Genomic DNA, 11,474 nt, shown 5'->3' with positions numbered 1-11,474 from the left:
CAAGGCTTGCCTTGTTCTCGTGACTGCGTGCCTTTTGAAGAATGAGCCTGCGAGTTTGCGGTGTGTTGCGAGGTTAACCCGGGTGGGGTAGCCGTAGCGAAAGCGAGTCCGAACAGGGCGATTCAGTAGCACGCTCAAGACCCGAAGCGGAGTGATCTAGCCATGGGCAGGTTGAAGCGGAGGTAAGACTTCGTGGAGGACCGAACCCACCAGGGTTGAAAACCTGGGGGATGACCTGTGGTTAGGGGTGAAAGGCCAATCAAACTCCGTGATAGCTGGTTCTCCCCGAAATGCATTTAGGTGCAGCGTCGTGTGTTTCTTGCCGGAGGTAGAGCACTGGATAGGCGATGGGCCCTACCGGGTTACTGACCTTAGCCAAACTCCGAATGCCGGTAAGTGAGAGCGCGGCAGTGAGACTGTGGGGGATAAGCTCCATGGTCGAGAGGGAAACAGCCCAGAGCATCGACTAAGGCCCCTAAGCGTACGCTAAGTGGGAAAGGATGTGGAGTCGCAGAGACAACCAGGAGGTTGGCTTAGAAGCAGCCACCCTTGAAAGAGTGCGTAATAGCTCACTGGTCAAGTGATTCCGCGCCGACAATGTAGCGGGGCTCAAGCGTACCGCCGAAGTCGTGTCATTGCAGCATGAGGGCCAACGCCCGCTGTGATGGGTAGGGGAGCGTCGTGTGCCGGGTGAAGCAGCCGCGGAAGCGAGTTGTGGACGGTTCACGAGTGAGAATGCAGGCATGAGTAGCGATACAAACGTGAGAAACGTTTGCGCCGATTGACTAAGGGTTCCTGGGTCAAGCTGATCTGCCCAGGGTAAGTCGGGACCTAAGGCGAGGCCGACAGGCGTAGTCGATGGATAACCGGTTGATATTCCGGTACCCGCTGTGAAGCGTCAAACATCGAGCATCGTGATGCTAAGGCCGTGAAGCCGCCCTTGATCTCTTCGGAGTGATGGGGAGTGGTGGAGCCGCCGGACCAAGCGGTTAGTAGGTGAGTGATGGGGTGACGCAGGAAGGTAGTCCATCCCGGGCGGTGGTTGTCCCGGGGTAAGGGTGTAGGACGTCAGGTAGGTAAATCCGCCTGGCAGTAGTCTGAGACCTGATGCCGAGCCGATTGTGGTGAAGTGGATGATCCTATGCTGTCGAGAAAAGCCTCTAGCGAGTTTCATGGCGGCCCGTACCCTAAACCGACTCAGGTGGTCAGGTAGAGAATACCGAGGCGTTCGGGTGAACTATGGTTAAGGAACTCGGCAAAATGCCCCCGTAACTTCGGGAGAAGGGGGGCCATCACTGGTGATCCGTTTTACACGGTGAGCTGGGGGTGGCCGCAGAGACCAGCGAGAAGCGACTGTTTACTAAAAACACAGGTCCGTGCGAAGCCGTAAGGCGATGTATACGGACTGACGCCTGCCCGGTGCTGGAACGTTAAGGGGACCGGTTAGTCACTCTTCGGGGTGGCGAAGCTGAGAACTTAAGCGCCAGTAAACGGCGGTGGTAACTATAACCATCCTAAGGTAGCGAAATTCCTTGTCGGGTAAGTTCCGACCTGCACGAATGGCGTAACGACTTCTCGACTGTCTCAACCATAGGCCCGGTGAAATTGCACTACGAGTAAAGATGCTCGTTTCGCGCAGCAGGACGGAAAGACCCCGGGACCTTTACTACAGTTTGATATTGGTGTTCGGTTCGGCTTGTGTAGGATAGCTGGGAGACTGTGAAGCTTGGACGCCAGTTCAGGTGGAGTCGTCGTTGAAATACCAGTCTGGTCGTGCTGGATGTCTAACCTGGGTCCGTGATCCGGATCAGGGACAGTGTCTGATGGGTAGTTTAACTGGGGCGGTTGCCTCCTAAAGGGTAACGGAGGCGCCCAAAGGTTCCCTCAGCCTGGTTGGTAATCAGGTGTTGAGTGTAAGTGCACAAGGGAGCTTGACTGTGAGACCGACGGGTCGAGCAGGGACGAAAGTCGGGACTAGTGATCCGGCGGTGGCTTGTGGAAGCGCCGTCGCTCAACGGATAAAAGGTACCCCGGGGATAACAGGCTGATCTTCCCCAAGAGTCCATATCGACGGGATGGTTTGGCACCTCGATGTCGGCTCGTCGCATCCTGGGGCTGGAGTCGGTCCCAAGGGTTGGGCTGTTCGCCCATTAAAGCGGTACGCGAGCTGGGTTTAGAACGTCGTGAGACAGTTCGGTCCCTATCCGCTGTGCGCGTAGGAGTCTTGAGAAGGGCTGTCCCTAGTACGAGAGGACCGGGACGGACGAACCTCTGGTGTGCCAGTTGTCCTGCCAAGGGCATGGCTGGTTGGCTACGTTCGGGAGGGATAACCGCTGAAAGCATCTAAGCGGGAAGCCTGCTTCGAGATGAGGACTCCCACCTCCTAGAGAGGGTAAGGCTCCCAGTAGACGACTGGGTTGATAGGCCGGATATGGAAGCCCAGTAATGGGTGGAGTTGACCGGTACTAATAGGCCGAGGGCTTGTCCTCAGTTGCTCGCGTCCACTGTGTTGGTTCTGAAACCACGAACAACCCCGCATGTGTTGTGTGTGTGGTGCGGTTGTTGATTGTTTCATAGTGTTTCGGTGGTCATAGCGTAGGGGAAACGCCCGGTTACATTCCGAACCCGGAAGCTAAGCCTTACAGCGCCGATGGTACTGCAGGGGGGACCCTGTGGGAGAGTAGGACACCGCCGAACAATTGTTGAGCTCTGGCTCTTGGGTATCTGGCCCGAGAGCCAGAGCTTTTTTGCGTTGCGGTAAGGTCAGGGGGCATCGTTGGCACGTTTCCCACAGGAGGCCCCCGGGTGGAGGTCCAGGAGACCCGCGTCCAGACAGACCGGGTGCTCACCATCCCGAACATCCTCAGCATGGCGAGGCTCGTCGGCGTACCGCTCTTCCTGTGGCTGATCCTCAGGCCCGAGTTCGGCGGTCCGAAGAGTGACGGCTGGGCGCTTCTGGTGCTCATGCTGAGCGGGATCAGTGACTACCTGGACGGCAAGCTCGCACGGCGCTGGAACCAGATCAGCAGCCTCGGCCGACTCCTGGATCCGGCCGCCGACCGGCTCTACATTCTCTCGACATTGGTCGGTCTCACCTGGCGCGAGATTCTGCCGCTCTGGCTGACCGCCATACTGCTGGCGCGAGAGCTCGTTCTGCTGGTGATGGTGGGCATCCTCCGGCGGCACGGTTATCCGCCGCCGCAGGTGAACTTCTTGGGGAAGGCCGCGACGTTCAACCTGATGTACGCCTTCCCGCTGCTGCTGCTCAGTGACGGAAGTGGATGGATCGCGTCACTCGCTGCCATTTTCGGATGGGCGTTCGCAGGATGGGGTACAACCCTGTATTGGTGGGCAGGAGTTCTCTACGTGGTACAAGTCCGCCGGCTGGTCCGGGCGGACGCCGTGGCCGATTGAACCCGTTCATTGGTGAGGCCGTTACGGCCGGATGGCCCGCGGATGAAAAGTGCGGGACACTTTGGACGGGTGAAGTCGGCCAGACCGTCGTCTCTTCGAGGAGGACGCTTCCGACATGAAGGCCGTCGTGATGGCCGGAGGCGAAGGCACGCGCCTTCGTCCCATGACCTCAAGCATGCCCAAGCCGCTCCTGCCGGTGGCAAACCGGCCAATCATGGAGCACGTTCTGCGGCTGCTCAAAAGGCATGGTCTCAATGAAACCGTCGTCACCGTCCAGTTCTTGGCCTCATTGGTCAAGAACTACTTCGGTGACGGTGAAGAGCTCGGTATGGAGCTCAGCTATGCCAACGAGGAGAAGCCTCTCGGTACCGCCGGAAGCGTCAAGAACGCCGAAGAGGCGTTGAAGGACGATGCCTTCCTCGTCATCTCCGGCGATGCCCTGACCGACTTCGACCTCACGGACCTCGTCAATTTCCACAAGGAAAAGGGCGCGCTCGTCACGGTCTGCCTGACGCGTGTTCCCAATCCGCTGGAATTCGGCATCACCATCGTGGACGACGAAGGCAAGGTCGAGCGCTTCCTCGAGAAGCCGACCTGGGGCCAGGTCTTCTCGGACACGGTGAACACCGGCATCTACGTCATGGAGCCCGAGGTCTTCGACTACGTCGACCCCGACGTGCCCGTCGACTGGTCCGGTGACGTCTTCCCGCAGTTGATGAAGGAAGGCAAGCCGATCTACGGCTATGTCGCCGAGGGCTACTGGGAGGACGTCGGCACCCACGAGAGTTACGTCAAGGCGCAGGCCGACGTTCTCGAGGGCAAGGTCGACGTCGACATCGACGGCTTCGAGATCTCCCCCGGCGTGTGGGTGGCGGAAGGCGCCGAGGTGCATCCCGATGCGGTGCTCCGCGGCCCGCTCTACATCGGCGACTACGCCAAGGTGGAGGCCGGCGCCGAGATCCGGGAGCACACCGTCGTCGGATCCAACGTCGTCGTGAAGAGCGGCGCCTTCCTCCACAAGGCCGTCGTGCACGACAACGTGTACGTCGGGCCGCACAGCAACCTGCGGGGCTGCGTCGTCGGCAAGAACACCGACATCATGCGCGCGGCCCGCATCGAGGACGGCGCGGTCATCGGTGACGAGTGCCTGATCGGTGAAGAATCGATCGTTCAGGGCAATGTGCGGGTCTATCCGTTCAAGACGATCGAGGCCGGTGCCTTCGTCAACACATCGGTGATCTGGGAGTCCAGGGGACAGGCGCACCTCTTCGGTGCCCGGGGCGTCTCCGGCATCCTGAACGTCGAGATCACGCCGGAGCTGGCCGTCCGCCTGGCCGGGGCCTACGCGACGACCCTCAAGAAGGGCTCCACGGTCACGACCGCGCGCGACCACTCCCGTGGTGCCCGTGCGCTGAAGCGCGCCGTGATCTCCGCCCTGCAGGCCAGCGCCATCGACGTACGCGACCTGGAGAACGTACCGCTGCCCGTGGCGCGGCAGCAGACCGCGCGGGGCAGTGCCGGCGGCATCATGATCCGGACGACGCCCGGTGTGCCGGACTCCGTGGACATCATGTTCTTCGACGGGCAGGGCGCGGACCTGTCGCAGGGCAGCCAGCGCAAGCTGGACCGGGTGTTCGCGCGTCAGGAGTACCGGCGTGCGTTCCCGGGCGAGATCGGAGATCTGCACTTCCCGGCGAGTGTCTTCGACTCGTACACCGGGTCGCTGCTGCGGAACGTGGACACCAGCGGGATCGCGGAGTCCGGGCTGAAGGTCGTCGTGGACGCGTCCAACGGCAGTGCCGGGCTCGTGCTGCCCAGCCTCCTCGGCAAGCTGGGCGTGGACTCGCTGACGATCAACCCGGGTCTCGACGAGGCCAGGCCCACCGAGTCGGCCGACATGCGCCGGTCGGGGCTCGTGCGGCTCGGCGAGATAGTGGCGTCCTCCCGCGCGGCCTTCGGCGTGCGGTTCGACCCGGTCGGCGAGCGGCTGTCGCTCGTGGACGAGAAGGGCCGGATCATCGAGGACGACCGGGCCCTGCTGGTGATGCTGGATCTGATCGCCGCCGAGCGGCGCAGCGGCCGGGTGGCCCTGCCCGTGACCACGACCAGGATCGCGGAACAGGTGGCCGCGTACCACGGCACGCAGGTCGAGTGGACCACGACCTCGCCCGACGACCTCACGCGCGTCGGACGCGAGGAAGGGACCATCTTCGGCGGTGACGGCAAGGGCGGCTTCATCGTCCCCGAGTTCAGCGGCGTCTACGACGGCACGGCGGCCTTCGTACGGCTCATCGGCCTGGTGGCCAGGACGCAGCTCACGCTCAGCCAGATCGACGCGCGTATCCCGCGGGCGCACGTCCTGAAGCGGGACCTGGCGACTCCGTGGGCCGTCAAGGGCCTGGTGATGCGCCGGGTCGTCGAGGCGGCCGGGGAGCGGTTCGTGGACACCACGGACGGTGTGCGCGTCGTGGAGACCGACGGGCGCTGGGTCATGGTGCTGCCGGACCCGGCGGAGGCGGTCACGCACCTGTGGGCCGAGGGCCCCGACGACGCCTCCGCGCAGGCTCTGCTCGACGAGTGGTCGGCCGTCGTGGACAGCGCGGGGCGGTAAAACAACCTGCACGTGTGCGTGCCGGACAAGCGTCCCCAAGGGGGCCTGTCCGGCACGCCGGTGGGGCCGTTCGGAGGTAGTGGCCGACGCGTGCGACGATGTGCGGCATGCCGCAGCAACCCCCCGTTCGGAGCACCCCCACGCGGCCCCCGCGCCCGGACGCGTCCATGTCGTTGCTCACCAACGTCATGGACCACAGCCTCGACGACGGATACGCCGAGGCCGCGGCGCGGAAGAAGGCCGCCGGCGACGCAGGCATGCCGAAGACCCTGAGGGCGAAGCTCGGGCTCGCGGCGGGCCTGGTGCTCGCGGCGCTCGTCGTGACCGTGGGAGCCGCGCAGGCGCGCGTGGCGGCGCCCGCGGCGGCGAAGGAGCGCGAGGAGCTGATCGACCGCATCGACCGGGAGACGGCGACGGCCGACAAGCTCGAGGAGAACATCGACGAGCTGCGCGACGAGGTCGGTGCGCGCCAGCGCGAGGCGTTGCGCAACAGCGGCGGCGACCAGTCCGAGCTGGTCGGCATCCTGTCGGGCGCCGTCGCGGTGCACGGCCCCGGCGTGAAACTCGTCGTGAACGACGCGAAGGACACCTCCGCGGGCGGTGACGGCGACCCGCGGAACACGACCGGCTTCTCCGACACCGGCCGGGTGCGCGACCGGGACATGCAGCGCGTGGTCAACGGGCTGTGGGAGTCCGGTGCGGAGGCCGTCTCCATCAACGGGCAGCGGCTCACGGCACTGTCGGCGATCAGGGCGGCGGGTGACGCCATACTGGTCGACAACCGGCCGCTGGTGCCGCCGTACACGGTGCTCGCGGTGGGGGACGGCAAGCGGCTCAGCACGCGGTTCCAGGACAGCGCCGACGGGTTGTACCTGCACGCCCTGCAGGAGAACTACGGCATCCGGACCGCCATCTCCGTGGAGGACGACCTCCGGCTGCCGGCCGCACCGAGAGTGATCGTACGTACAGCACAGCCGATAACTGGGAAGGGCACATCGTGATCGCCGTACTGGGCCTCGTCCTGGGAGTCGTGGCCGGACTGTTGGTCCGGCCCGAGGTTCCGGCGGTCGTCGAGCCTTATCTGCCGATCGCTGTCGTCGCGGCGCTCGACGCCGTCTTCGGCGGTCTGCGGGCCATGCTCGACGGCATCTTCGACGACAAGGTCTTCGTGGTGTCGTTCCTGTCGAACGTGGTCGTGGCCGCGCTGATCGTGTTCCTGGGCGACAAGTTGGGCGTGGGCGCCCAGCTGTCCACGGGTGTCGTGGTCGTCCTCGGCATCCGGATCTTCTCCAACGCCGCGGCGATCCGCCGGCACGTCTTCCGGGCGTGAGGCCGATGAGCGACAAGGACGAGACGAACGAGAACAGGCTCCGCAAGGAACTTCCGCAGGAGGTGCCCGCGGCCGGCGGGCCCCAGGGCGCGGACACGCCCGGGGAGAGCGCCGGGGGAAAGCCCGCGCTGACCGGGCGGCAGCGGCTGGTCGGCAGCCTGTGGCCGCCGCGCGCCTCCCGGGCGCAACTCATCGTTGCCCTGCTGCTGTTCGGCCTCGGCTTCGGTCTGGCGGTGCAGGTGGCTTCGAACAGCGAGGGCGACGGCGCGCTGCGCGGCGCACGCCAGGCGGATCTTGTGCGCATCCTCGATGAACTCGACGACCGAACACAGCGTCTTGAGGACGAGAAGCAGGGACTCGAGAAGCAGCGCGACGAGCTGGAGAACAGCTCCGACCAGGCCGAGGAGGCCCGTCGGCAGACGATCGAGAAGGAACGGCAACTCGGTGTGCTCGCGGGCACGGTGGCCGCGCAGGGCCCCGGGATCACGATGACCATCGAGGACACGAAGGGGATGGTCGAGGCGAACATGCTGCTCGACGCGGTCCAGGAGCTGCGCGCGGCCGGTGCCGAGGCGATCCAGGTGAACGACGTGCGTGTGGTGGCCGGGACTTTTCTGACGGATTCCGGGAACGGAGTGAGCGTCGACGGGAACAAGATCAACGCGCCGTATCGTTTCAAGGTCATCGGCAAGCCGCAGGACCTCGAACCGGCGCTCAACATCCCTGGAGGCGTGGTGCAGACACTGGAGAAGGAACAGGCCACCGTGACGGTCGAGCGGTCCAGCAAGATCGTCGTGGACGCCTTGCGAGCGGCGAAGCGGCCTGACTACGCTCGGTCGTCCTCCCAGTGAACCGGGGGTGCATGGCGACCGTCCGGTGGGGGCATGAGGTTGCGGGGGGTCGGCGCACCGAACGGGTGGTGCGTGGTGGAAACTGTTTGGTGGATACGGACGTTGTGAAGGTGTCCGGGTCGGCCGGTGTATGCAATCAGGGTTCGTCCTGCCCCACGGGCGGGTCTGTTTCGGTCAAGGGGAATCGCCCGTGAAGTTGTTTGCGAAGTTGTTCGGCAAGAGCGCGCGAGAGGGCGGCGAGAACGCCACCGCTCGTCATCGCGCACAGCCTGACGCGGAAGGGCAGCGTCCGCTGTTCCGGGACCAGGTGGCTGGTCCGGGCGGTGGCCTTTCCGGTGGTCAGGGCGCGCCGTCTGTTGACCCTGCGCAGTCCGGCGGCATAGGTTTCGGACAACCGTCAACCTCAAGTACGGGTGGAGAGTTTTCCGGAGACCCGTACGCGTCCCATGCCCCCCAGGGGCAGCCGCGGCAGGAGGATCCGTCCATGTCGGCCCTGGTGTGTACGAGGTGCGGTAACCGCAACGCGGAGAACAGCCGCTTCTGCTCCAACTGCGGCGCCCCGCTGCGGCCCGGGGCGGCTCCGGAGCGTTCGTCGGAGACCACGTCCACGATCTCCATCTCCGGTCTTGAGGCCTACGACTCCGAGGCCACCGGCCAGACGGCCATGCCGGCGCTCTCCCCCGAGGCCCAGGCGGCCGTCGACGCGCTGCCGCAGGGTTCCGCCCTGCTGGTGGTGCGCCGCGGTCCGAACTCGGGCAGCCGCTTCCTGCTGGACAGCGACCTGACCACGGCCGGCCGTCACCCGCAGAGCGACATCTTCCTGGACGACGTCACGGTCTCCCGTCGCCATGTGGAGTTCCGCCGCGGTCCGGACGGCTCGTTCACGGTCGCGGACGTCGGCAGTCTGAACGGCACGTACGTCAACCGCGAGCGGATCGACCAGGTCGCTCTGTCGAACGGTGACGAGGTGCAGATCGGCAAGTACCGGCTGGTGTTCTACGCGAGCCAGCGGGGCTACTGACCCGCCCCGGACCCCGGTCCGGGGGACCCCCAGGGAAGGTCCATGCGTCAAACACGGAGCGGTGGCGCCGGGCACGGCGCCGCCGCCGCGGACAGTGGGCTGATGAGCATCGGCACGGTGCTGAACGTGCTGCGTGACGAGTTTCCCGAAGTGACGATCTCCAAGATCCGTTTCCTGGAGTCGGAAGGGCTCGTCGAACCGCGGCGGACGCCTTCGGGGTACCGCAAGTTCAGCGCCGGTGACGTCGAGCGCCTCGGGCATGTCCTGAGGATGCAGCGGGACCACTATCTGCCGCTCAAGGTGATCCGTGAGCACCTGGACGCCATGGAGCGCGGTGAGGCCGTGGAGCTGCCGGCCGTGGGGCGCCAGCGTGAGGGCGAGGCCGAGCCGGAGCCCTTCGCGGGCCACGCGCCCACCACGGCCCGTATCGGGCGGGAGGAGCTGCTCGCCGCCGCCGGGGTCGGCGAGCAGGAGCTGGCGGAGTGGGAGTCGTACGGGCTCGTGACACCGCTGGCGGACGGGGCGTACGACGCGGAGTCGGTGACCGTCGCCGCGCTGGTCGTGGAGCTCGGGCGGTTCGGGATCGAGCCGCGCCATCTGCGGGCGATGAAGGCCGCCGCCGACCGGGAGGCCGGGCTGGTGGACCAGGTGGTCGCGCCGCTCAGACGGCACCGCAATCCGCAGACCAGAGCGCATGCCGAGGCCCGGGCGAAGGAGCTGGCGGGGCTGACGGTGCGGCTGCATTCCGCGCTGGTGCAGACGGCGCTCGGAGTGCGGCTGCCCTGAGTGCGCGACGGGCCCCGGATCGGCCAACCGTTCCCGGCCCGACTACCCAAACATCCCGGGCACGGCCTAGGGTTGCTGTGTGAACGAGCTCGATGTCGTAGGTGTCCGGGTCGAGATGCCCTCCAACCAACCGATCGTGCTGCTGCGTGAAGTGGGAGGCGACCGTTACCTCCCCATCTGGATCGGTCCGGGAGAGGCGACGGCGATCGCCTTCGCCCAGCAGGGCATGGCTCCCGCCCGGCCGCTGACCCACGACCTGTTCAAGGACGTGCTGGAAGCCGTCGGCCAGGAGCTCACCGAAGTACGCATCACGGATCTGCGCGAGGGCGTCTTCTACGCGGAGCTGGTGTTCGCCAGCGGCGTCGAGGTCAGTGCACGTCCGTCCGACGCCATAGCGCTGGCGCTGCGCACCGGGACGCCGATCTACGGCAGTGACACGGTGCTGGACGACGCGGGCATCGCGATCCCGGACGAGCAGGAGGACGAGGTGGAGAAGTTCCGCGAGTTCCTCGACCAGATCTCTCCGGAGGACTTCGGCACCAGCAACCAGTGAGGTGGCGTGGCATGTGCCGGTGGCCGGGGAGGGCGTCCTGCGCCTCGTTCTGAGCGCATTCGGCTAGCCTTTCCCCGCGGTGGGACACGGGAAACCACTCTTAGGGTGATTATCACTCGGCGTGCCGAGTGTGGCGATCGTTGACGCACCCCTGGTGACTGCCTACCGTCGAGAAGGCAGTTCAAGGACGGAGGTCGGCGTGAGAAGCAGCGGCGACGGTACGGTTGGGGGCGCCCCCGGACGCGGTCCCGGGGCCGGCGGTCCGTACCCTCCCCCGAGCTCTCGGCTTCTCGCGAGCAGGGGGTATCCCCATCACAGCAACGCCGCCGAGCACGCTCCGCAGCGACCGACGGCCGTGCCGAGCAGCGGAGGGGCGACGTCCATGACGTCCGAGCAGATCGGCTACCGGGGCCCGACGGCATGCGCGGCTGCCGGCATCACGTACCGGCAGCTCGACTACTGGGCCCGTACCGGCCTGGTCGAGCCGAGCGTCCGGCCCGCCCACGGGTCGGGAACCCAACGGCTGTACAGCTTCCGGGACGTCGTCGTCCTGAAGATCGTCAAGCGGTTCCTGGACACCGGCGTCTCCCTGCAGAACATCCGCACCACTGTCCACCACCTGCGGGAGCGCGGCTTTCGCGACCTGGAGCGCATGACGCTCATGAGCGACGGCGCCACCGTGTACGAGTGCACCTCGCCCGACGAGGTGCACGCCCTGCTCCAGGGCGGTCAGGGCGTCTTCGGCATCGCCGTCGGCGTGGTGTGGCGGGACGTGGAGAGCGCGCTGTCGCAGCTGCACGGGGAGCGCGTCGACACCGGGGAGACACTCGTCGGGCACAACCCGGCGGACGAGCTGGCCCGGCGGCGCAACCGGGCCGTGTGAGACGCGCGCCCCGCTGAGCGGGGTG

Annotated in this window: 9 protein-coding genes and 2 rRNA genes; all 11 read left to right on the top strand. The window is 65.8% G+C overall.

The window, feature by feature from the left end; genetic code table 11:
• Nucleotides 1–2,489, top strand: a 23S ribosomal RNA gene (locus tag QC282_RS04050); the annotation flags it as partial.
• Between the two features lie 91 nt (nt 2,490–2,580).
• Nucleotides 2,581–2,697: ribosomal RNA gene (gene rrf, locus QC282_RS04045) — 5S ribosomal RNA — on the top strand.
• A 108-nt stretch (nt 2,698–2,805) separates the two neighbouring features.
• Nucleotides 2,806–3,414, top strand: a complete 609-nt coding sequence (locus QC282_RS04040; protein ID WP_279547768.1) for a CDP-alcohol phosphatidyltransferase family protein — start codon at nt 2,806–2,808, stop codon at nt 3,412–3,414.
• Between the two features lie 115 nt (nt 3,415–3,529).
• The gene (locus QC282_RS04035; protein WP_279547767.1) at nt 3,530–6,025 is read left to right on the top strand and encodes a mannose-1-phosphate guanyltransferase; all 2,496 of its coding nucleotides are present in this window, start codon (nt 3,530–3,532) and stop codon (nt 6,023–6,025) included.
• Between the two features lie 98 nt (nt 6,026–6,123).
• Nucleotides 6,124–7,026 (top strand): DUF881 domain-containing protein, encoded by a 903-nt coding sequence (locus QC282_RS04030; RefSeq protein ID WP_279547766.1) that lies wholly within the window; start codon nt 6,124–6,126, stop codon nt 7,024–7,026.
• Entirely contained in the window at nt 7,023–7,355 is a 333-nt protein-coding gene (locus QC282_RS04025) for a small basic family protein (protein WP_009343209.1), read from the top strand. The genes QC282_RS04030 and QC282_RS04025 overlap by 4 nt, the downstream gene beginning before the upstream one ends.
• Before the next feature lie 5 nt (nt 7,356–7,360).
• Nucleotides 7,361–8,206 carry a DUF881 domain-containing protein gene (locus QC282_RS04020; RefSeq protein ID WP_279547765.1) on the top strand — a complete coding sequence of 282 codons (846 nt, stop codon included), beginning with the start codon at nt 7,361–7,363 and terminating at the stop codon, nt 8,204–8,206.
• Between the two features lie 130 nt (nt 8,207–8,336).
• Nucleotides 8,337–9,227 (top strand): FHA domain-containing protein, encoded by an 891-nt coding sequence (locus QC282_RS04015; protein WP_279547764.1) that lies wholly within the window; start codon nt 8,337–8,339, stop codon nt 9,225–9,227.
• A 42-nt stretch (nt 9,228–9,269) separates the two neighbouring features.
• Nucleotides 9,270–10,013, top strand: a complete 744-nt coding sequence (locus QC282_RS04010; RefSeq protein WP_279547763.1) for a MerR family transcriptional regulator — start codon at nt 9,270–9,272, stop codon at nt 10,011–10,013.
• Nucleotides 10,014–10,092: 79 nt separating this feature from the next.
• Nucleotides 10,093–10,566 (top strand): bifunctional nuclease family protein, encoded by a 474-nt coding sequence (locus tag QC282_RS04005; RefSeq protein ID WP_004934251.1) that lies wholly within the window; start codon nt 10,093–10,095, stop codon nt 10,564–10,566.
• A 199-nt stretch (nt 10,567–10,765) separates the two neighbouring features.
• The gene (locus QC282_RS04000) at nt 10,766–11,449 is read left to right on the top strand and encodes a MerR family transcriptional regulator (protein WP_279547762.1); all 684 of its coding nucleotides are present in this window, start codon (nt 10,766–10,768) and stop codon (nt 11,447–11,449) included.
• Nucleotides 11,450–11,474 lie beyond the last annotated feature (25 nt).

Origin of the sequence: Streptomyces sp. DH24 (assembly GCF_029813775.1) — a bacterium.
Classification (GTDB): Bacteria; Actinomycetota; Actinomycetes; order Streptomycetales; family Streptomycetaceae; genus Streptomyces.
The sequence above is the reverse complement of the archived record's forward strand: the minus strand, read 5'-3'. Positions and strand labels throughout refer to the sequence as shown.

Coding starts and splice junctions, on each gene's coding strand:
- QC282_RS04035 (WP_279547767.1), top strand. CDS start 3,530: ATGAAGGCCGTCGTGATGGCCGGAGGCGAAGGCACGCGCCTTCGTCCC.
- QC282_RS04030 (WP_279547766.1), top strand. CDS start 6,124: ATGTGCGGCATGCCGCAGCAACCCCCCGTTCGGAGCACCCCCACGCGG.
- QC282_RS04010 (WP_279547763.1), top strand. CDS start 9,270: ATGCGTCAAACACGGAGCGGTGGCGCCGGGCACGGCGCCGCCGCCGCG.
- QC282_RS04015 (WP_279547764.1), top strand. CDS start 8,337: ATGCAATCAGGGTTCGTCCTGCCCCACGGGCGGGTCTGTTTCGGTCAA.
- QC282_RS04020 (WP_279547765.1), top strand. CDS start 7,361: ATGAGCGACAAGGACGAGACGAACGAGAACAGGCTCCGCAAGGAACTT.